The organism is Candidatus Eisenbacteria bacterium (assembly GCA_016235265.1).
In the GTDB taxonomy this organism is placed as follows: Bacteria; Eisenbacteria; RBG-16-71-46; order RBG-16-71-46; family JACRLI01; genus JACRLI01.
The window spans coordinates 121,720-143,612 of record JACRLI010000019.1 but is presented as its reverse complement, the minus strand read 5'-3'; the positions used below and the strand labels follow the sequence as shown (position 1 = coordinate 143,612).

Below are 21,893 nucleotides of genomic sequence, written 5' to 3'. Positions count from 1 at the left end.
CGGCTTCCTCTCCCCCGCGGCCCCTCGGCCGCATCAGCGGCCCGCCGCCTTCAGCGAGTCCAGCCACCCGCCGGTGAAGCCGGCGGCGCGCAGGCCGCGCACGATGTGCGGATTGCGCCGCATGGTCCTCCACACCAGTCCGGTGCGGTAGTTCTCGATCATCGCCACGATGGGGCCCTGGTCGATGCCCAGGTAGTCCGAGTCGAACCAGCCCACGCCCGGCACCACGCCGCCCTGGGACGCGGCGGCGGAGTCGCGAAGGGTGGGGTTCAGGGCGTCCACGAAGCCGTACTGGCGAAACAGATGCGGCCCGTAGTCGCGGCGCATGGCCATCAGCGCGGGGACCACGATCTCCGGCGCGAAGGCGATGGAGCCGGCCGCGGCCGTCGGCGCCACGGTGCCGTCGTCGATCACCTCGCGGAACGACGCGCCGCGTGCCGCGTACGTGTGGAAGGCCCGCTTGCGGCCGTCCACCACCGCTTCGCCGTCCATCGGCCCGTCGCAGGCGGTGAGGCCCCACAGGCGCTCGCCGTAGCCGCGGAAGCCCTGCGGATTGCGCCTCGCATAGGAGCGCTGCGCGTAGGTGGCGCGGCGGGAGTTCTCGAACCAGTCCATGTCGTGGGCGCCCATCACGCTGTCGCGGATGCCGCGCAGGTCCAGCCACACGTGCGAGAACTGGTGCCCGAAGAGCGGCGCGAAGCCCACGTGCCCGAGGCCCTCGAATGTGCCCCACTGGCAGCCGGAGTCCCAGTAGTTCCAGACTTCCCGGCCCACGGGCCGGGTCGGCGAAGCCAGCGCCAGGATCGGCAGGATCATGGACTCGTTGTAACCGCGCCAGTCGTACGCCAGGAAGCCGTTCTCGGGATCCCAGCCGTGGACCAGCATCGGCGCGCGGACCAGCGCCCATTGGAAATCGGCGCGGTGGTACAGCGAGTCGGCCAGGATCCGGATCTGTGATTCCAGCGGGTCGGGGCCGTCGAAGTAGGACTGGCAGAACAGGGCCCCCGCGAGCAGCAGCGCGGTGTCGATGGTGGAGAGCTCGACGTCCCGGAAGCGGTGGCCGGTCTTCGGGTCGAGGAAGTGATAGAAGAACCCGCGGTAGCCTGTGGCCCCGGCGGAAACGGTGTCCATGCGCGCGGTGTAGAAGAATGTGAGCGTCTTGAGCACCCGCATGCCCGCAGCGGTGCGGTCCACCCAGCCGTGCTCCACCCCGATGGGATACGCGGTCAAGGCGAAGCCGGTGGCGCTCACGCTCACGAAGGACTGCGTGGGCCAGCGGTCCGGTGTGAGGCCGGTGTTGGGGTCGCTGAGATCCCAGAAGAAGCGGAAGGTGCGCTCCTGGAGCGTGTCCAGGAATGCGGACTGCGCGGGGGCCAGTGCGGCGGGCGGGAGGGCCGCCTTCGCGTACCCGGCGAGATGCCCGGGCGCCGGCGTGCCGGCGTGTCCCGCGGCGGGCCCGGCGACGTGGCCCGGAGAGTGCGTCGCAGCGTGTCCGGCGGCCTGCCCCCCGCCGGGTGCGGACCTCGGGGAGGCCACGAGAGCGACCGCCAGCAATGCCCAGCAGGCGATCCAGGATCGAGCTCGGATGGGGGCAGTCACTTCCGGTTCCCTCCGGTGGGTGGCGATTGCGACCTCGGCGGGCTCAGCCCAGCACGACGTCCACGCGGTGCGAGTCGGCGCCCCGTGTCAGCGGCACGCGCACGGCCCCGGCTTCGACCTCGATCGGGGCGCCGTCCAGCCGGGCGCTCTTCACGATGCCGCTGCCGCCGGCGGTGTTGATGACCTGGATATCGTAGCGGCACCCGGTGCCGGGGACGCGGTAACGCACGCGATACTCCGGCCACTCGGGCGGCACGCACGGCTTGAGGCGGAGCGTGTCGCCGCCCTCCACCGTCAGCCCCAGCACCGATTCCAGCGCCACCCGGTACATCCAGCCCGCGGAGCCGGTGTACCAGGTCCATCCGCCGCGGCCGGCGTGCGGGGGCGCCCCGTAGACATCGGCGGCCACCACGTACGGCTCCACCTGGTAGCGGCGCACCTGCTCCGGCGTGGAAGTGTGCGCCACCGGGCCCAGCATCTCCAGCAACCGCGCGGCGCGGTCGGCGCGGCCCAGCTCGGCCAGCGCGCGCACCACCCACAGCGCCGCGTGCGTGTACTGCCCGCCGTTCTCCCGCACCCCCGCCACGTAGCCCTTGATGTAGCCGGGGTCGTGCGCGGTGTTCTCGAACGGGGGCGCAAGGAGCCGGATCAGTCCCTCGGCCTCCGATACCAGGTGCTCCTCCACCGCGTCCATGGCCCGTGCGGCGCGGTCCGGGGGCGCCGCGCCCGAGAGCACCGCCCACGCCTGGGCCAGCGCGTCGATGCGGCACTCGTCGCCCTCGGCCGATCCCAGCGGCGTGCCGTCATCGTACCACGCGCGAAGATACCACTCGCCGTCCCAGGCCTGCGAGTGGAGCGCCTCGCGCAACCGCGCGCGGTGGGCCCGGTAGCGGGCGGCGCGCTCCGCGTCCCCGCGGCGCTCGCAGGCGGGCAGGAAGTCGCCCAGCACCGCGTACAGGAAGAAACCCATCCACACGCTTTCGCCGTGGCCCCCGCGGCCCACGCGGTTCATGCCGTCGTTCCAGTCGCCGGTGCCAAAGAGCGGCAACCCGTGCGAGCCCACGTCCAGCGAGCGGTCCAGCGCTCGCACGCAGTGCTCGTACACGTCGCCGGCCTGCCCGGATTCCGCCGGCTGGAGGTATGCCTCGTCCTCTCCCGGGCGCAGGGCGCGCGCGGCGAGGAAACGGACCTCCTCCTCCAGCACCGCCCAGTCGCCGGTGGCGCGGACGTAGCCCGCGGCCGCATACGGCAGCCACAACAGGTCGTCGGCGAAGCGGGTCCGGATGCCGCGGCTCCGCGGCGGGTGCCACCAGTGCAGCACGTCGCCTTCCACGAACTGGTGGGCGGCGTGCAGCAGGATCTGCCGACGGGTGAGGCCGGGGTCCAGCACCGTGAGCGCGCACGTATCCTGCAACTGGTCGCGGAACCCGAAGGCGCCGCCCGACTGGTAGAACGCCGTGCGCCCGTGGATGCGGCATGCCAGCGCCTGGTAGGGCAGCCAGGCATTCACCATCACGTCCAGGCCCGGGGCCGGCGTGGCGATCTCGATGCCCGAGACCAGCGAGTCCCAGGCCGCCCGCGCCTCGTCGAAGGCGCGCGCCACGGCGCCGGGTTCCCGGTAGCGCTCGATGAGCTCCAGCGCCGTCTTCCGGGATGCGCCCTCGCCGAGCAGGAACACGCACTCGGACTCGGTGCCCGGGGGGAGCTCCATCACCACCTGCTGCGCGAAGCAGGGGTCCAGGCCCGGGCCCGCGCGCCCTTCGAGGATCCTGCCGGCGCGCAGCGCGGCGGGGGCCGCCACTCCCCCGTCCAGCCCCAGGAACTCCTCGCGGTCCGCGGTGAAGCGCAGCGCCCGGGCCTCCACGGGCAGCACCGGCGCGGCGAATGCCACCCGGTCCGCGAATTCGCCGGCGGCGGGAGTCCACGCCAGCAGCGCGGTGGCGGCCGCATCCATTTCGGTGACCACGTGCGGGGCAGTCTCGGAAGCCAGCACGCCCAGCACCAGCCGCTGGTAGCTGAACAGGGACAGCCGGCGGGCGGCCCGGCCGCGGTTGGCCAGCCGCACCCGGACCAGCTTCACCGGGTCGCGCGCGGGGACGAACATGCACACATCCTGGTGCAGTCCGGCGAACATGGAGCGGAAACGGGTGTAGCCCAGGCCGTGGCGCACCTCGTGCGGCCCGCTCCCGGCGATCGGCCCGGGCAGCGGCGACCAGCACCGGCCGCTCTCCTCGTCGCGCAGGTACAGCGCCTCCCCGTGCGGGTCGGCCAGCGGGTCATTGCTCCACGGAGTCAGCCGATGTTCGCGGCTGTTGCCGCACCAGGTGGAGCCCGCGCCGCTCTCGCTCACCAGGAAGCCGAAGTCCTCGTTGGAGACCACGTTGGTCCAGGGCATGGGCGGGCGGCGCTCGCCGGGCACGGAGGCGCCGGGCAGGTGCACCACGTACTCGCGGCCGTCCTGCGAAAAGCCTCCCCAGCCGTTGAAGAAGCGCAGGGGTTCCTCGGAGAGGCGGGTCGTTCCGTGCGCGTCGTCGTCATTCGGCGCGGATACCCTCCCCGGGCGCCCCTGCGATTCCTCCACGGCTGCGGTGTCGACCGGCTCCACCGCCGGGGGGACGGCCCCGCATGGCTCCGGCAGGGCGCCCCGGCCCAGCAGGACCGCGCGCGCGAAGAGCGCCTGCAGCTCGCCCGCCCCCACTTCACTCCAGCGCAACACCCGGAATCCCGCCTCCGGCCACGGCGGCCCCGGCTCGCCTCCGGCGGGCACCGGGTGCGCGGCGGGATCGTCGCACAACAGCACCGCCTGCGTGGGAAGCCCCTGGGCGCACCAGTACGCGTGCGCTCTCCGCAGGTCGAGCGCGACCGAGGGCGAGCGCCGCGCCGGGCCCGCGGCCACCGAGGCGTCGAGCATCACCAGCGGCAGGTCCGGATCCAGGCCCAGTCGGCGCAGCAGTTCCGCCGAAGCCGGGACGGCTCCCGCCAGGACCGGATCGCGCAGGGCCGGCAGCTGGTACAGCATCGCCGCGGCCAGCCCCTGAAAGCGCTCGGCCTCATCGAGCGAGATTCCCAGGGCGTCGAGCAAGTCCCGCTCGCGCGCGGCGGCCCGACCGAAGAGCCCGTCCAGCGCCCCGGCTCTCTCCCAACCGGACACCAGCCGCCGGGCGGCGTCCTCTTCCGTCGCGGCGCCCAGCAGCACCGTCAGCCGGGCCGCCCCTCCGGGCTCGATCCGCACCGTGCGCCGAAGACACAGGACCGGGTCCAGGACGCTGCCGGTGGTGCCGGAGAGAGGGGTGTGCGAGTCCAGCGCCACGGGCGCGGCCAGGGTGCGACCCCGGCCCAGGAACCGGGCGCGGTCCGTCTCGTGCTGCAACTCGCCGGGGCCCAGCAGGAGGTGCACCATCCACGGGTGCGTCTCCCCCTCGCCGCGCGGGCGGCGGCGTGCCAGCAGCGCGCCGGTGGCGGCATCGTGGGACGTCTGGATGAACAGCTTCGAAAATGCGGGATGACCCGCGTCGGCGGCGGGGTGGTTGAGCGCCACCTCGCAGCAGGTGGTCACCTCGATGTCGCGGGCGGCAGCACCCCGGTTGTGGATCGAGAGGCGCCGCGCCTCCAGGGGACGGTCGGCTGCGACGCAGGCGTCCAGCTCCGTGTGCAGGGTGCCGTCGCGGCGCATGACGCCGAGCCGGCCGGCCTCCCACGACGCGCTGTATTCGTCCGCACCACCGCCCGCCGGCCGCAGGCCCACCGTCCACGCGGGGCCGCCGGCCAGGTCGCGCAGGTAGATCGCGACGCCGTCGTGGTCGTCCAGGCGCTCGCCCCGCCAGCGGGTCAGGGCGTAGCCGCCCCACGACGAGGCGCCGGTGCCGGCCCCCGTGAGCACCAGGCGGTACGACCCGTTGGACAGCAGCCTGGCCCCGCGCGCCGGATCCCCGGGCACGTCGCGCCCGGTGCGCCGGAGCTCACTCTGCATCGTCATGGGCACGCCTTCCCCGGGGCCTTCACTGGAGCAGGATGCATTTCTTCGACAGCGTGGCGCCGCCCGACTCCAGGCGGTACTGGTACACCCCGCTGGCCAGGCCGCGCGCGTCCAGCGAGGCCGCGTGCTCACCCGGGTCCTGGACCTCGTCCATTAAGCACCTGCTGCATGGAACGGATATGCCTGTCTTTATATCGCCGGAGACGAATACATTCCCGTCGGTCTTTGTAAGGTCCAGATGCACCGCCACCGGCGAGGTGAACCCGGCCAGTTGCAGCCCGCGCTGGATGTCGGCGTTCTGCATGAACCGGCTCCACACCGAGTTGGTGCGGTAGTTCTCGATCATCATCACGATGGGGCCCTGGTCGATGCCCAGGAAGTCCGTGTCATACCACGAGCGCGCGGGGTTCCACGCGTCGCGGAACCCGTAGGCCCCCCACAGCAGCGGGATGTTGTTGTACATGTTCCGGATCGCCGGGATGCAGATGTCCGGCGTGAAGGCGATCGAGCTGGTCGCGGCCGTGGGCGTGAGGGTGTTGTTGTCGGACTGCGCGGGCGGCGCCCCGTGAGCCACGTAGCCGACCAGCGGGTCGTCGGAGGCGGTCAGGCCCCAGGTGCTGTCGTTGTAGCCCACCCAGTGGCTGGGGTTGGCGATGCAGTAGGCCCGCTGCGCCCGCGTGGCGCGCTGCGAGTTCACGAAGTAGGTGATGCCCTTGCCGGCCATGTACGCGTCGCGGATGTTCCGGAAGTCCACCCAGCAGTGCGAGTACTGGTGGCCGAACAGCGGCGGGAAGTTCAGGAAGGAGTAACCGTAGTGGGTCTGCCACGAGTAGGCGCTGGTCCACGTGTTCCACGCGGCCGTTGCCGGGACCGGGTGCGTGGGCGAGCCGATGGCCAGGATGTAGAGGATCATGGCCTCGTTGTATCCCGTCCACTGCCCGAATCCCGAGAAGCCCGTCCCGGGCTTCCAGCCCATCAGGATCCCGGGGTTCAGGTTGCGCATGAAGTTCCAGTCGGCGCGGTAGTAGATGCTGTCCGCGAGCGCGCGGATCTGGATCTCGCGGGGGTCGCTGCCGGTGAAGTACTGCCTGGCGTCCAGGATGCCGGCGAACAGCAGCGCGGTGTCGATGGTGGACAGCTCGCAGCTCCAGGTGCGCCGGGCCGTGCCCATGTCGAGGAAGTGGTAGTACAGGCCCTTGTAGCCGATGGTGCCGCTGGCGGCGCTGCCCTGCGGCCCGGTCCAGAAGGTGGTCAGCGTGGCCAGGACGCGGTCGGAGGCCTGGCTGCGCGTCACCCAGCCGTGGTCCACCCCGATGCAGATGGAGCTCAGCCCGAAGCCCACCGCCGCGATGCTGGCCGGCGAGCCGGCGGTGCTGCGGTCCTTGACCATGCCGTTGGCCGGGTTGGCCTCGTACCAGAAGTAGTTGAACGCCGCGTGCTGCACGGTGTCCAGCAGCGCGTCGGTGCCCTGCGCCGCGGCGCCCGGCACGCCGGCGCAGCAGGTGGCACACAGCGCGATCAGCAGGATCCAGGTGGTGTGTCGATGCATGATGTCTCCCCGCGCCGCCGCAACGGCCGAAATTGAGGTCAGAACGTGACCCCGAGCGTGAGCCGGCTCGTCGAACCGAGGCGGCCGTGATCGGCCCACGCGTAGTCCACGTGGTACTTGCCTTCCCCGAGACCGCCCTGCACGCCGGCGCCGGCCGTGAGCCCGGTCTCGGAGTCCTCGAGGAACAGGTTCTGGTAGCCCGCCCGCACCGCCAGGGACTTCCGGTACAGCAACTCCCCGCCCAGGCTCAGGCTCTCGTCGTTGTCGCTGGGGTGATACGCGTCTGCGGCCAGGTTCAGCCCCAGGTCGCGCCCCAACTCGAGGGGCAGCCCCAGGCCCACCCGGAAGAGCACCGGCACCGAGAACTTGTCGGTGAACACCTCCCCGGGGAGGATGTTGTTGTTCCCGTGCTGGGCGGGGTCCTGCGGGTACACGATGCGCAGGTCGCGCCCCCCGAACCGGGCGTTGGTGCCGTAGTTGGTCACGCTCGCGCCCACGTGCAGGCCGTGCTCGGACACCCGGTAGAGCGTGCCCAGGCTCAGCGTCACCGTGCTGGCCGAGGAGTTCCAGATGGTCTCCTGCACGTAGTTGACCGCGAAGCCCGCGGAGAAACGGTCCGAGATCCGGCGGCCGTAGCCCAGCGAGATCGCCACGTCGGTCACGGCGTAGAGCTCCCCGGTACCCAGCGGCTTCTCCACGGTGCGCACCTCGATGTCCCCGGAGTTGAGCGCCGTGACGCTGCCGTACACGGCGCTGAAGCGGTCCAGCGGCAGCGCCGCGGCGGCGTAGCGATACGAGATGTCGGCCAGCCAGCCGCAGGCGGTGAACTCCAGCGCCCGGGTGCGCAGCTCCGCCGCCGCCGCAGGGTTGTAGTACACCGACTGCAGCCCGCCCAGGAGCGCCCCGCCGGCGTTGCCCATCCCGCTGACGCGCGCTCCCGGCTCGATCAGCAGGAAGCTGCCGAAGGAGGTGCCGGTGTTCGTCTGCGCGGCGACCGGGCCGGCGGCCGCGAATACCGTCACGCCCGCCGCCAGGACCGCCGGGATCCAGGCTCTCTTCATGGCATCCCCCGCGCTCACTTGACCACCGCGAACTTGCCGACGTGGGTGCCCACTCCCGGCGCGTCCACGTGGAAGATGTACAGGCCGGCGGCCACGTCGAGGTTGTCGCGCGTCCGCAGGTCCCAGGGCACGAAGCCGTCGGTGGACCCGTCGTGATGGAGCGTCTTCACCAGGTCCCCGTGGACCGAGTAGATCCGGATGGTGGAGCCGGCGGGAATGGCGCGGAACTCGATGCGCCGCTCCCCGCGGCCCGACACCGCGAAGCGCGCGGGTTCGAAGCTGGCCGCCCCGAGGTACGGGTTGGGCACCACGTAGGGCCTGGTCTCCCACTCCGCGAGCGCCCGGTCGCCGCCGATCTTCAGCGAGTCGGTGACGAAGCGGTACACGTCCTGCGCCCCCAGCGGCAGCGCCAGGCGCAGGTCGTAGACATCCCCCTTCGTGGGCACGCGCAGCGTGTCCCCGGCCAGGTTGCGCAGCGCCTGGCCGGTGGTGTCGAGCACGATGTGCCAGGTCAACTGCGCGCCCGGGGGGGTGTTGCCGCGAGCGTATGTGATCACGTCAATGAACTCGGAGGCCAGGTTCAGGCGCCCGTCGGCCACCCGGTCGTTGTCCTTGAAGCGGAACGGGACCTCGTGGTCCCCCTCGGGGCCGTGGGCGATCACCCGGAACTTCACCGGGCGCGCCGGGAAGCGGAAGTCCCAGTTGAACGAGGTGTCCACGATGACGGAGTCGAACTCGATGGTGAGGTCCTCGGGGTAGCCCGGCCGCCTCAGATTCGGCGAGAGGCCCGGCAGCGGCGTGACCGCGAGAGCCGCGTTGGTGCCCCCCCCGGCCCGGAAGCCGGTGGCCGCCGAGTCGATCCCGGTAAGCTGCCGGGTGAAGATGACCGGCAACAGGCCCCCGCCGGCGGTGCCGATCCCCAGGCTGTCGAGGTCGTTTCCGTGGGTGAAGAGCGTCGTGCCGGCGGAACTGTCCTCCAGCGAGTACTCCACCGCCCGCACGCTGTCGGACGAGGGCGTCTGGAACCGGATCTTCATCACGTGCCGGTCGTGCACCAGGTTGGAGTTCACCACCCGCACGTCCACGCTCCCGGTGCCGCGGCCGGCCACGTGCGCCGGGGCGCCGGCCCGGGCGGGCTGGTAGCCGGCGGCGCGCCTGTTGGGCCGCACCACCACCGCGTTCGTGGGCAGGATCAGCCCTCCCAGCGCGGTGCGCGAAATCGAGATGCTGTTCTCCGAGGGGAAGTACTCGGTGGTGTCCCTCTTGATGATGTACCTGGGGCCGTAGTCGTACGCCGTCACCGCGTAGTAGTACTCCTGCCCGTTGGTGACGGTGGTGTCGGTCCAGGTGTGGGTGAGGCCGGTGTCGGACCCCAGCCAGTAGGCCACGCCGTTCAGCACCTGGTTGGACCATCCGCTCCGCCCGTCCCTGAGGTCGAACTGCGCGATGGGCCGGCCGTTGCTGCCCGGGAGCGGGCCGTTGCCACGGCCGTCGGTGATCACCCGGGGGTCCAGGAAGTCCGCGTCGGTGGAGCGGTACACACGGTAGCCTTCGAAGTCGTTCAGGTGCACCACCGGGTCGGTGCCGTGCTCCGCCAGGTCGTCCCAGGACAGCCGGACGCGCCCGTCGGAAGCCTCCGCGGTGAGCACGGGCACCGGCGGCGGGGTCGCGAACTGGTAGTTCGCCGCGTAGATGAGCTTCACCGTCTTCACGGTGTTGCGCAGCTCCAGGAGGTCCGCGCCGTAGGCCAGCGCCAGGCTGAACCGCTCGTGCTGGCCGGGCCGCAGCTTGAACGGGCCCGACGCGAACAGGAACGCGATGTTGTAGTTGGCCGCCACCGCCGAGTCGAAGTGGGCGCCGAAGCTGGGGTCGGTCCACATCTTGTACAACCGCTCCGGCCAGTTGCGCAGCTGGCTGAAGAACAGCACGTCGTCGGTGGTGCAGTTGTCGTTGTCCCGGCCGCACTTGATGCGGTTCATCTTGAAGCCGGTCAGCCCGATCATGTCGGACTCGTCCAGGTCGGTCTTGTCGGTGTTGGGCTCGCCCAGGGTGGGGACGCCGTCCCCCTCGCCGAGGTCGTGCGAGTCGGGCACGCCGTCGACGCCCACGTCGTCGGTCTCGATGTTCCAGTCCATGTCCTCGTCGCCCGTCCACCACACGCCGGTCTTGTAGCCGGGCCGGTTCTCCAGCGGCCCGTAGGCGGACTCGAACTTCGCCAGGTCGTAGTGCGCCATCACGTAGCCGCGGATGGCGGGCGGCCCGGTGATCGCCTCGCCCGCGCCGCTGGAGCGGCTCTCGTCGGTGATGCCGTCGTCGTCGTTGTCGAGGCCGTCCTCGGAATTGCCCGGGGTCTCCATGTAGGCGTAGCCGAGGTAGCCCGTGGGGCTGCAGCTGCTGCGCAGGTCCACCCCCCGGCCGAAGCGGTCCCAAGTGTAGACCAGGTTCAGCCCCGAGGCCTTGTCGAAGAAGGCGTTGTCGTCGTCGGACTCGTACAGGCCGTCGCAGGAGTAGGCCGATCCGCCCACGCCCGAGTCCATGTACAGGCCGAAGATGATGTTGTTGTCGTAGAAGGTGGTGCTCTCGTTGGTGATGTCGTAGTGCCAGAAGATCACGTTGCTCGCCTGCGGGTTGGCCCACTGGAACCCGCGGACTTCCACGCGCAGTCCCAGGCCGTAGCGGGTCGCGTCCCGGCTGTCGGCCTGGAAGTTCCAGGCGTCGTAGAAGTTGTCGTCCATCACGGTGAAGCTCTCCTGGTCGGCCGCCGGGCGCTTGCCGAAGTAGCCGTTCCAGCTGCCGCGCCAGCCCGGATCGTCCGCGTCGGCCTCCTTGTCGGGCCAGGAGGCCGGCCAGGTGCGGATGTCGTGGCTCATGGCCGGCGAGCGCGCCTTGTTCACGTTGGGGTCCGGGTTGAAGAAGCCCGGCCGCGGCTCGAAGCGCATCTGGCGGTTGTAGCGCGGGCTCATCCCCTGCCGCTCGCGGTAGCCGGTCTCCATGATGTAGGACTCGGTGCTGTCGTTCTGGATGATCCGGGCGAGCACGAAGGGCGTGATGCCGTCGCTGTAGTTCATGCCGCTGCCGCGGGGCGCCTCGGCGGAGTGGAACACGGTCAGGTCCACGTTTTCCGGCTTGGGGGGAAATCCCCCCACCATGCCGTAGTTCCAGAACTCGGTCCGGATGTTGTTGGCGTCGTGCTGCCCGGAACGCTCGGCGTCCAGCCGGCCGCGCAGCGGCTCGGGCTGCGTGGGCGGCAGCGAATCCTGCCGCGCCGCGCGCGGCAGGGCGCCCGCCCCCGGCGCGGCCAGGGCCAGCAGGGCCGGAACCAGGAGCCCGGCCCACATCGTCCTCGCGTTCATCCTTGTGGCTCCTCGTCTCATCACCGCGTCCCCAGGCTCACGCCCACTTCGATCCTGCGGGGCTGGTACAGGCGCAGCGGGTCGTTCAGCGCCACCACGTCGGCCGACGGGTAGCGCGAGTAGTACGGGCTGCCCGAGGTGGGAAAGACCGCCCCGTTGAAGTAGCGCGTGTCGAATACGTTGAGCACCTTGGCGAACGCGCTGCCCGCGAGCCCTCCCATGCGCACCTGGCGCTCCATCCGCAGGTCCAGGGTCATGCCGGCGGGCTTGATGCCCGAATTGGTCCCCAGTCCGCCACCGAAGTTCACCGACGTGGTCGGCGTGTACGGCTGGCCGCTGGCCACCCGCAGGATGCCAGTGACGGCGAACTGGCCGGGCCTCGACATGGTGGCGGTGAGGTTCAGCGTGTGCCGCTGGTCCCAGTCCAGCGGGACCTGGCGAGGCTGGCGGTCCTCCTTGTTGAGCACCCGGTTGAGCGTCTCGCGGGGGTCGCTGGAGTTGCCCTGCGCCATCTGCCAGGTGTAGTCCAGCGAGCCGCTGAACAGGCCCTTCTGCCGGAGATTCAGCGTGAGGGTGGTCCCCAGCACCTTGCCGAAGTCCACGTTGGTGAAGCGCGCGTACTCGGCCTGCGTGTAGGTCTTCACGAACTCCACGCCCAGCAGGTCCCGGATGTCCTTGTAGAACAGGTTCACGTCCACGCCGAAACGGTCGGAAACCGCCTGCTTGTAGCCCACCTGGTACTGGACGGTCTTCTCGGGGCGGATGTCGGGGTTGCCGAAGACCCCGAACTGCCCGGGGTCCCCCGCCTGCAGCCGCGCCAGGATGGAGTAGTCGGCGTTGTCGAAGACATTGCCCAGGCCGGGCATCTGGTAGAAGTGCCCGTAGGCGAAGAACAGCGCCGCGCGCTCCGAGACGGGATAGGAAACGCCCAGCCGCGGCGCGACCGTCAGCTTCACGGTGGTGGCCTGCGGATGCGAATGCGGCACCCCGGAGATGGAGTCCGCGGGGTTCTCCAGGTCGCTGGGGATGGTGGAGCGCGCGTCGAAGTACTCGGCCCGCACCCCGGCGTGCACCGTGAGGTCGTTCCACTCCAGCTCTTCCTGGGCGTAGGCAGCGCCCTGCACCGGCCGGTACTCGCGCACCGGCGGGAAGTCCGGGGGCTCGTTGACCTTGCGCTTCAGCTGCTCCACGCCATTCTCTGTGAGGTAGCGGAGGTACCCGCCGGGAGAGCCGAACACGATCTTCGGCAGCTGGAACTCGGCGCCGAACTTCACCTGGTGCTCCTTGCTCAACTGGCTGGTGAAGGAGCCCTTGAACACCCGCGCGTCGGTCCGCTGCGTGAAGCGCCCGAAGTCCACCCCCTGCAGCACCGGCCCCTGCTGGTAGTTGTCGTCGCCCTTGAGGACTCCGGCCGCGTCGTAGCGCGGGTCGTAGATGTCGTCGTAGGCCATGTCCCGGTAGTCGAAGTAGTTCTGACGCACGCTCAGCTTGTACACCGTCCGGGAGCCCAGGGTGTGCGTCCATTCGAGGCCGTGGACCACCGAGCGGGTGCGCTGGGTCTTCTGCGCCTCCGGGAGCAGGAAGAACTTGTACTCGGCGCGCTGCGCGTCCAGGTGGTTGAAGATGGCCTGGTAGCTCACCTCCACGTTGCGGATGGAGCGGTTGGTGAGCTTCACCACACCGGACCACTCCCGCGACCAGGCCAGGGGCACCCGCGCGGTGTCGCCGGTGGGCCGGAAGATCAGCCTCTCGAAGTCGTTCCTGTCGGTGGGCCGGAACAGGCGGTAACCGTACACGTAGTCGTCGAAGACCCCGCGCCGCGCGCTCACCACGAAGTAGGTCTCCGGGAGCCCGGTGGGCCCGCTGAGGCTGGCCTGGTAGCCCTGGATGGCCGAGGGGCGCAGCGTGAAGTCCGTCCTGCGCCGATCGCCCCCGGAGTACACGAAACCCCCGCCGTAGGTCTCGAAGTTGGCCTTGAGACGGTCGCCCCCGCGGGTCAGCACCGCGTTCACCACGCCGCTCATGGCCTGCCCGTACTCGGCGTCGAAGGTGCCGCTGATCACCTGCACCTCCTCGAGCAGCGAGCGGTCCAGCTTGAGGCTGTTGGTGTTGTCGTAGGGGTTGTTCACCGAGACGCCGTCCACCTGGTACTGGACCTCGCCCGAGCGGCCGCCGCGGAAGTGGCCGTCCACGACCCCGGCCTGCAGATTCACCACGTCCTGGATCTCCTGCACCGGCATGCTCCGGATCATCTCGCGGCTCACGTTGGCCACGTTGCTGGTGGCGCGCAATTCCACCACCGGCCGGCGGGCCTCCACCACGATCTCCTGCATCATCAGCGTGGTGTCCTCGAGCACGGCGTCCTGGCGGGTGGTGTTGTCGGCCGAGATCTCCACGTCACGCACCGTGAACGGCCGGTAGCCCATCAGCCGGAAACGGACTTCGCACTTGCCGGGCGGGATGTTGAGCAGGACGAACTTGCCGTCGGCGTCGGTGGGAGCCCCCAGCCGGTAGGCGGGGATGGCCACGTTCACGCCCGCGAGTGGCTTCTTCTGCCGGTCCACGACCCGTCCGGCCAGCTTGCCGGTGGTCCCCGCCAGCGCCGCGCCCGCCAGCAGGAGGAACACGAAAACGGCCCCCGCCGCGGCCCGCGCGCGCGTCCCGGCGCGTCCCAGGCGATCCTTCATGGAGTGCCCCTCATCCGTCCCTCGTACGCGTGACGACCCGGCAAGGGGCGGGCCCTGGGGCCCGCCCCCGCCGGGTGCGCCGGGATCCGTGCCGTTACCGCAGCAGCGTCATCTTGCCCGATGCGCTCGAAAGCAGCGCCCCGGTGCCCGGGTCGGTGACCCTCACCCGGTACATGTACACCCCCGCTCCCTCGGGCGCCCGCTCGAAGGGCACCGAGTAGGAGCCGGCCTTCTGCACCCCCAGTAAGCGCGTCGAGACGCGGCGGCCGGCGATGTCGAACACCTCCACGGTCACCTGTCCTGCCGACGCCAGGCGGTAGCGGATCGAGGTGCTGCGGCGGAACGGGTTGGGAGAGTTACCGAAGAGCGCCAGCCTGCCGCTGCCGGCCGTGCCGCCCTGGTCCACGCCCACCAGCAGGATGGACGGGTCGAAGTAGCCCCACGTGGGGCAGCACTCGTTCTCGTACTGCCGGAACCACCAGGTGCGGGTGGCGTAGCTGGAGATGAAGTCCCCCCCGTAGGATTCGCCGTTCAGCCAGTCCACGCCCAGGAACAGCGTGCCGTCGCCGCGGCCGGCCGGATAGCCGATCTTGGTCAGGTCTATGGCCAGCTCCGCGGTGTAGCCCTGGTCGGGCGTGGCGCCGGTGGTGTCCACGGTGGTCAGCGGCTTGAGCGCCAGCGCCAGCTTGGCGCCGTTGCGCGCGATCAGGTTGGGGAGCGAGTCCTGGGCCAGCGCCAGGCCCGTGGGCCCCACCTGGAACGTCAGGCGCAGGCCGAGCAGGTTGTGGTCCAGCGCGCCGCGGCGCCCGCGGTCGTTGACCGTGACGATGAAGCCGTCCCAGCGGTCCACGTCGGGCACGTACTGCACCACCTGGTCGGTCACGTCGAAACCGAGGTAGAGCGTGTCGGCCTTGAAGAAGTACTTCACCACCGCGTTGGCGCCGGTGTCGGCGATGGCGGCCTGCCCGCCGTTGACGGTGGGCTGGTACTGGCCGCTCCGCCACGGGCCCACGCCCTGGTAGCCGTTGCGCAGGTCGGAGTTCCCGTACTGGATCTTGAAGCTGGGTGCGGCGCCCCACGCGGACTCGGTGAGCAGGCCGTCCATCACCGGGTCGGCCAGGTTCTGCGCGTTCGGCACCCGGTACTCCGGGCCCACGCTGGGCAGCGCGCCGGAGTGGATGGTGACCGAGGGCCGCGACTGGATCTTCACCTCGTGGTACCAGGCGGTGTTGCCCCACGGGCTCTGCCACCAGGTGCGGTTGGCGCTCATGCGGAACACGTTCAGCGGCCAGAACCAGTCGAGGTCGTAGATGGACAGGTTCCACTCCACCTCGTCACCCGCGGGCTTGGTGACGTCGTAGCCCATGGGCGTCAGATTGAACATCATCTCGACGCTCCAGCTGGTGTCCACGCCGGTGTCGGAGTTGGGAACGCCCTTGATCACGCTGACGGCGTCCCAGGCGTCAACCTGGGTGGGGGTGCGCGCCGTGCCCGGCGGCCAGGTGGCCCACTTGCCGATGAAGCCCGGCGGGGTGCTGGGGCCGATGGTGGGCATGGCAACCGTGTCCGGGTACCACCACGAGTAGAAGTACTCCCCCACCGGCGCCGGCCGGTTGGGGTCGGAGTGGTCCTTGAGCCCCATCAGGAGGCCGTCGAAGCGATTGAAGTCGCGCGAGCCGCCGAGGGAGCTGTCGCGGAGGGTGGCGGCCATGTACAGCCGGTTGCCCGCCACCAGGAACTTCAGGGTGCAGTTGGTCTTGTCCGTGGGCAGGCTGCCGCCCTCGGTCTTCCAGCCGCTGCCCGGAATGCCATTGTCGAAACCGATGGCGAACTTGATGGTCACCGATTCCGCCAGCGCCCAGGCGGGCTCGTTGAACCTGCCGTCCAGGGTGATCGCCGCGCCGTCCGTGGTGCGGGCCCAGATCACGTCCTGACGCGGGGCCTGCGCCGCCGCCGGGGCGGCCAGCCCCAGCGCGATGCAGAGTACCAGGACACCGAGCAGTCCTGTCTTCATGGTTGAGACCTCCAAAGGATGTGGGAAGAGTGGTGGCTTCAGCACGGTCTCTGGAATCCCGGTACCGGGATCGGGTTTCCGGGCGTCGTCTTTCGGATCCTCGCCTGCCTGCCGGTTCAGTGGTGCATCCCTCCGTCGGCGGCCGCCCTCAACCGGACGACAACATCGGCCGGCCTCGGCCGCGCCGGCTCCAGGCATCCACCGGCTCCGGCCGCAGCGAACCGCACGAGCTGCGGATGACGAGCTTGGTGGGCAGCAGCTGCAGCGGCTGCGGTTCGGATTTCTTCGCCCGGGTCATGGGCAGCAGCTGCTGCACCGCCCGCTCCCCGAGCTCGTAGGCGTCCACGCGCACGGTGGTCAGCGGCGGCGTAAGGTACTGCGCGATGGCGATGTCGTCGAAACCGGTGACCGCCACGTCCTGCGGCACCCGGAAGCCGGCGTCGCGCAGGGCGCCGATGAGCCCGATGGCCATGTAGTCGTTGGCCGCGAACACCGCGGAGGGACGCGGGCGCTGGTGCAGCAGCTCGGCCGCGGCGCGGTAGCCGGAGGACTCCGTGAAGTCCCCCTGGATCTCCAGCACCGGCGCGGAATCGGCGCCGCAGTCACGCATGGCATCGCGGTAGCCCCGCAGGCGCTCCTCGGCGTCGAAGTTGCCGACCGGGCCGCGCACGGTGGCGATGGATCGGTGCCCCAGCCCGTGGAGGTGGCGGACCATCTCGTAGGCGCCGTCGTAGTTGGCGATGGCGATGGCGCCGCACTCGCCCACCTCGCGGCCGGGGTCAATCAGCACGATGGGGAAGTTCCGGGTGAAGCCCTGGACCGCGGAGACCGAGCGCGCGTCGGGGGCCATGGCGATCAGTCCGTCAATGCGCCCGCGCATGGAGCGCACCGCCGAGACCAGCGCGTCGTTGTCGGCGTGCGAGCTGGACACCAGCACCTGGAAACGCTCGCGGCGGGCCGCGAGGTCGATCCCGCGGATCACCTCGGAGAAGAACTCGCCGTACAGGTCGGGAAGCAGGACGCCGATGGCGTGCGTGCGGTTGGTGATGAGGCTGCGGGCGGCCCCGTTGGGCCAATAGTCCATGCGCGAGGCCACGGCCCGCACGTGCTGCGCGGTCTCTTCGCTTACCAGGGCGGTCTTGTTGTAGACGCGCGAGACGGTGGCGATCGAAACACCGGCCTCACGGGCCACGTCGCGGATGGTTGCCAAGGGGTACTCCCCTTCCCTGCCGGACCGGATTCGCGAGGACCCTGCGGGACGGCCGGCCGTCGTTCTGGCGGCGGACCCGCCCCAAGGGGGGCCCAGGAACACTGCGATCGACGATTTTGGTTCGGGATGTAAACGATTACATGAAGGCGGCGGATTGTCAAGAACAAATTCGCGATTGGGGGCGGAATCGGGGTGTTTCGGGGGCTTGACGGCCTGAAGATGTCACGTATGCATTCTCACTGATGCAAACGTTTCCTCAGTGCTTCGAAGAATGTGTCCGGCGAAGCGGGCCGGGCGCCCGTGTTTGCTTCCCCCCCGGAACCTCCCCCGATTCGCGGAGCATTGCAACGGAGGGAACCGGCGGTGTCGGTGCCAGCTCAAGGTTGCGGCGCGGAGAGGGCACGCGGCATTTCCTGGAGTGGAGGAGAGCCGTGGACATGGATGGTGAGCGTGTTGTGCGGCAACCGCTTGGACAGCCGGGATGGGAGCCGTGCGCTGGCCACCGGGCGGTTTGCCGGATGTTGGGCTCAGGGTTCCCGCCGGGGCCATTCTTCGAACCACAACATTCGGGCCACGACGGATTGACAGCCGGGGCCCGATCCACTAGCATTCTCCTATGTCCCACTCGTCCGTGCAGTTCCACTCCAATATGTGCCTCGTCACCCACACCACTACGTGGTGTGCGGACGCGCGCGGCAAGGGAGTGGCTTCGGACTAGGATTCCCCACCAACCAGGTTCGACGACCTTCTGGACCCGCGGCGGCACTGCCGAAGCGGGTCGTTCTGCTTTTGGGGGTGACGTCGGGGTTCCACAGGATGCGGCGGGCCGCAACCGGAAGGAGCATCCGATGCACCGCACTCCCCGTCTTCCCTGTGTCCCGGTCCTGCGGATCGGCGGCAACCGGCTGTCGGAGCCCGGTCTGCTGCATGGAGCCGTGCAGCAGGTCCGCGCCGCCGCGGAGGCTTCCTCCCCCGTGGTGGTGGTCGCCGCGCTGCGCGGGGTGGAGCCGGCCCTGGAACGCATGCTCCGCCCGGCACCCGCGGGGTCCCGCGAGCGCGGGTTCGAGGCCGGCCTCGACGAATTGCACGCCCGCCACGTGACGGTCCTGGAAGCGGTGGCCGCAGGCCGGCCGTTGCGGGTCGCGCGGGAGGACTTCGCCCGGCAGATGCGGCGGTTGCGGGTCCGCCTCGAGCACGCCGCCGACCAGGGCGAGATCGACTCAGAAGGCCGGGACGAGGTGGTGGCCGCCGGCGGCAGGCTGGCGGCCCCGCTGTTCGTGGCGGCCTTGGCCGCCGCCGGGCTGGAGGCGGAGGTCGTGGACGCCATCGAAGTCTTGCAGTCGCACGGTCCCCCGGGATCGTCCGACCTGGACCTGGCGGCCACGGCGGCACTCGCCCGGGCGAGGCTGTTGCGCCCGGGTGCCCCGGTGGCCGTGGTGCCGGGCGGCCTGGCCGGGGACGAGCGCGGCGGGGCGCGGCGCCTGGGGCCGCGGGGTTCCGCCCGGGCGGCGGCGGCGCTGGCGGCGGCGCTCAACCGGGTGGATCCGGCGGAAGCGCGAGGCCCGGCGCCGGCACTCGAGGCGCGCTGGAACGGGGCCGGCCCGCCCCGTTCGCACGCGGCGGGCCGGTAACGGTACGGGGCAGGCAGGCGGCCGCCTGCCTGCCCCGATTCAATCCCTACTTCGTGATTCGGTACAGCCGTCCGCTGGAGGCCGGCACTGCGATGCTGGCCGAACCGGCCCACGCCTCGATCTTGCCGCTCAATTCGTCGGTGGCGGTCACCTTCCCACCCCATGCCGCGGTGTCGAAGGGTATGTCCAGCGGCTGGCGGCCGGCGTTGAGCACCACCAGGAAGTCCTCGCCGCCGCCGCTGCGGACGTACGCGTAACCCATGCCCGAGGCGTGCACGGGGCGGAAGGTGCCGGTGCGCAGCGCGGCGTGCGCGTGGCGCAGCCGGGTCAGCGAGCGGTAGTAGTCGTGCAGGTCCACCCGCTGCGGATCCTGCTGCCACTCCCACGGGAACGTGCGGCGGCAGTCCGGGTCCTTGCCGCCGGTCATGCCCACCTCGTCGCCGTAGTAGATGGTGGGCGCGCCGACGTAGGTCATGCTGAAGAGCGCGGCCAGCTTCAGCCGGCTCACGTCGCCGTTCACCTGGGTCAGGAAGCGCACCGTGTCGTGGCTGTCAATGAGGTTCATCTGCGCCTCGACGGCCTGGCTGGGATACGCCAGTCGCCCGGTGGCCAGCGTGGCGTCGAACTCCGCCGCGGTGCCCTGTCCCATCCCCAGGAACTTGCTCACCGGGTCGCGGAAGAAGGCGTAGTTCATCACCGCGTCGAACACGCCCGGCTTCACCCAGTCGGTGGCGTTGCCCCACAATTCTCCCACGATGTAGGCGTCCGGCTTCACCGACTTCACCCGCTGGTTGAACATCTTCCAGAACCAGCGCGGCACCTCGTTGGGCACGTCCAGGCGCACGCCGTCGGCGTCCACCTCCTTGAGCCAGTACTCGGTGGCATCGAGCAGGTGGCTCACCAGCGGCCCGTTCACCTTCACCTGCGTGGTGTCCTCGAAGCGGGCGGCCTCGGCGTGCGAGTGCGCCAGGTCGAACTTCAGCGCGGGCAGGTCCCCGAAGTTCCACCAGCATTCGTAGTAGTCGGAGGGCTTCCAGCTGCGCCCCACGTTGGGCCAGCCCTCGGGAAGCGGCCACTGCCGGAAGCCGTACCAGTTGTAGTAGGGGCTCTTCGGGCCGTTGTCCACGGCGTCCTTGAACGCCCAGTGGGTGTTGCCGGAGTGGTTGTAGACGATGTCCAGGATGATGCGGATGCCCCTGGCCTTGGCCTCGCTCACGAATGTCCTGAACTCCCCGTTGGTGCCGAAGTGCGGGTCGATGGCCCGGTAGTCGGTGGCGTCGTACTTGTGCGTGGACTTGCCCTGAAACAGCGGGTTGAAGTAGATCACCGTGACGCCGAGGTCCTTGAGGTAGTCCAGGCTCTGGCGCACGCCCTCCACGTCCCCGCCGTAGAAGGCCATCCAGTCGCGGCCGTCCTTCGTCCACGGGCACTGGGTCATGACCGCGTTGTTCGACCAGTCCTTCACCAGGTGGTAGTACTCCTGGATCTCCACGTCGATCGGGCCCTTCGGCTCGGCGCCCGACTTGCCCCGGTAGTACCACTCCTTGAAATCGGGATCGTTGGCCTGGCTCCCGTTGCGGAACCGGTCGGGGAAGATCTGGTAGATGACGCCGTTCTTCACCCAGTCCGGGGTGGTGAACGGGGGGAACTTCGCGGCGTCGAACGTGAAGCGCTCCTGCGCATCGGAGGCGGCGAAGCCCTTGCGCGTGAGGTACTGCGTCCGGCCGCCGTCGGTGTAGCGGAACACGTACCCGGCGCCCGACGCCGGCACGGTCACCTCGGCGCGGTAGTAGTCGAACACCTTGTCCCGGTTCACCGGCGACATCGGCGTCACCACCGGCGCGCCGCCGCCGAACACCTCGAGGTCCACCGACTCCACGTCGTCGCGGTGGGCGCGGGCGGTGAACTGGACGCGGCCGCCGCCCAGGTTGTTCACCTCGCCGGGTCCCTGGGCGTGCTCGACCCCGTCGGGGAAGATCTCTCCGTCGCCCTGCTTCACTTCGATCGCGGCGAACCGGTCATCCACGCGGCGCAGGGAGTTCTTCCCGCCGAAGCCATCGTCCACGTTCCCGTCCTCGCCGGCCTTGTCCTGGGTCCACTGGCTGCCGTCGAGCACAAACTTGTACGGATACTCGCCCGGCGGCAGCAGCAGCGTGACGGTGTACTCCCCCCCGGCGGCGGTCATCGGGGTCTTGCCGACGGTCCAGTCGTTGAACGCGCCGGCCAGGCACACGGACTGCACCGGCGTGGCGGGCTTGAAGCGGAACGGCACCCGACGCAGGCCGGCCTTGGGGGCCTCCACCTTCTTAACCGTGGAGCCCAGGCCCGCGACCACCGGCTTGTCGGTGACGATCAGCACCGAATTCTGCCCGCCGAAGCCGTCGGGCGAGAAGTCCGCGGCGCTCTCGTCGGTGATCCACTGGCTGCCGTTCACCACGAACTTGTACATCACGCGCCCCGGGGGCAACTCCACCACCGCCTGGTACACGCCGGTCTTGCCGGGGTCGGCCATGGGATTGGCGCTGACATTCCAGCCGTTGAAGTCGCCGGCCACCGCGACCGACGACACGCCACCGATGACCGGCTGGTAGCGGAACGTGACCTGCGTGGCGGCCGCGCAGGCCGCCATGCAGGCGAGGAGAACAGGCACCAGCGCCACCGTGGATTTCCACGGCCGCCGGGAATCGCAACGAGATCTCGACATGAGCCACCGCCTCCCGCAATACAAGCCAACCGCCGGCGCCGGACTTCGCGCCGGAGAGAACTGCCGATGCGACGCCCCATTGTAGGGGATTGCCCGCCCCGGGGCCACA

The 21,893-nt window shown here is 70.2% G+C and carries 10 protein-coding genes; 1 reads left to right on the top strand and 9 read right to left on the bottom strand.

Annotated elements, in window-relative coordinates:
- Positions 1-33: 33 nt before the first annotated feature.
- From HZB25_11530 to HZB25_11495, 8 genes are all read right to left on the bottom strand, one after another.
- On the bottom strand, positions 34-1,377 hold the full coding sequence (locus HZB25_11530) for a Tat pathway signal protein (protein ID MBI5837869.1): 1,344 nt from the start codon (positions 1,375-1,377) through the stop codon (positions 34-36).
- Between the two features lie 265 nt (positions 1,378-1,642).
- Positions 1,643-5,569, bottom strand: coding sequence for a glycosyl transferase (locus HZB25_11525; protein MBI5837868.1), 3,927 nt, complete (start codon positions 5,567-5,569; stop codon positions 1,643-1,645).
- Positions 5,570-5,597: 28 nt separating this feature from the next.
- Complete coding sequence (locus HZB25_11520) at positions 5,598-7,124, bottom strand: Tat pathway signal protein (protein MBI5837867.1); 1,527 nt, start codon at positions 7,122-7,124, stop codon at positions 5,598-5,600.
- A gap of 38 nt (positions 7,125-7,162) precedes the next feature.
- Positions 7,163-8,185: a PorV/PorQ family protein gene (locus HZB25_11515; GenBank protein MBI5837866.1), complete on the bottom strand. Its 1,023-nt coding sequence runs from the start codon at positions 8,183-8,185 to the stop codon at positions 7,163-7,165.
- A gap of 14 nt (positions 8,186-8,199) precedes the next feature.
- Positions 8,200-11,538, bottom strand: coding sequence for a hypothetical protein (locus tag HZB25_11510; GenBank protein ID MBI5837865.1), 3,339 nt, complete (start codon positions 11,536-11,538; stop codon positions 8,200-8,202).
- 20 nt (positions 11,539-11,558) lie between these two features.
- Positions 11,559-14,225, bottom strand: coding sequence for a TonB-dependent receptor (locus HZB25_11505; GenBank protein ID MBI5837864.1), 2,667 nt, complete (start codon positions 14,223-14,225; stop codon positions 11,559-11,561).
- Positions 14,226-14,319: 94 nt separating this feature from the next.
- The gene (locus HZB25_11500; GenBank protein ID MBI5837863.1) at positions 14,320-16,239 is read right to left on the bottom strand and encodes a T9SS type A sorting domain-containing protein; all 1,920 of its coding nucleotides are present in this window, start codon (positions 16,237-16,239) and stop codon (positions 14,320-14,322) included.
- Between the two features lie 148 nt (positions 16,240-16,387).
- Positions 16,388-17,449, bottom strand: a complete 1,062-nt coding sequence (locus HZB25_11495) for a LacI family DNA-binding transcriptional regulator (GenBank protein ID MBI5837862.1) — start codon at positions 17,447-17,449, stop codon at positions 16,388-16,390.
- A gap of 848 nt (positions 17,450-18,297) precedes the next feature.
- On the opposite strand from HZB25_11495, the gene HZB25_11490 reads away from it, so the two are divergent.
- The gene (locus HZB25_11490) at positions 18,298-19,080 is read left to right on the top strand and encodes a hypothetical protein (GenBank protein MBI5837861.1); all 783 of its coding nucleotides are present in this window, start codon (positions 18,298-18,300) and stop codon (positions 19,078-19,080) included.
- Positions 19,081-19,126: 46 nt separating this feature from the next.
- Here the strand turns inward: HZB25_11490 and HZB25_11485 are convergent, their stop codons facing one another.
- The gene (locus HZB25_11485) at positions 19,127-21,784 is read right to left on the bottom strand and encodes an alpha amylase N-terminal ig-like domain-containing protein (protein ID MBI5837860.1); all 2,658 of its coding nucleotides are present in this window, start codon (positions 21,782-21,784) and stop codon (positions 19,127-19,129) included.
- Positions 21,785-21,893 lie beyond the last annotated feature (109 nt).

What these genes read in the sequence shown, in the direction of transcription:
- HZB25_11525 (MBI5837868.1), bottom strand. Translation starts at nt 5,569, where the DNA reads ATGCAGAGTGAGCTCCGGCGCACCGGGCGCGACGTGCCCGGGGATCCG.
- HZB25_11485 (MBI5837860.1), bottom strand. Translation starts at nt 21,784, where the DNA reads ATGTCGAGATCTCGTTGCGATTCCCGGCGGCCGTGGAAATCCACGGTG.
- HZB25_11520 (MBI5837867.1), bottom strand. Translation starts at nt 7,124, where the DNA reads ATGCATCGACACACCACCTGGATCCTGCTGATCGCGCTGTGTGCCACC.
- HZB25_11500 (MBI5837863.1), bottom strand. Translation starts at nt 16,239, where the DNA reads ATGAAGACAGGACTGCTCGGTGTCCTGGTACTCTGCATCGCGCTGGGG.
- HZB25_11510 (MBI5837865.1), bottom strand. Translation starts at nt 11,538, where the DNA reads ATGAACGCGAGGACGATGTGGGCCGGGCTCCTGGTTCCGGCCCTGCTG.
- HZB25_11505 (MBI5837864.1), bottom strand. Translation starts at nt 14,225, where the DNA reads ATGAAGGATCGCCTGGGACGCGCCGGGACGCGCGCGCGGGCCGCGGCG.
- HZB25_11490 (MBI5837861.1), top strand. Translation starts at nt 18,298, where the DNA reads ATGCACCGCACTCCCCGTCTTCCCTGTGTCCCGGTCCTGCGGATCGGC.
- HZB25_11515 (MBI5837866.1), bottom strand. Translation starts at nt 8,185, where the DNA reads ATGAAGAGAGCCTGGATCCCGGCGGTCCTGGCGGCGGGCGTGACGGTA.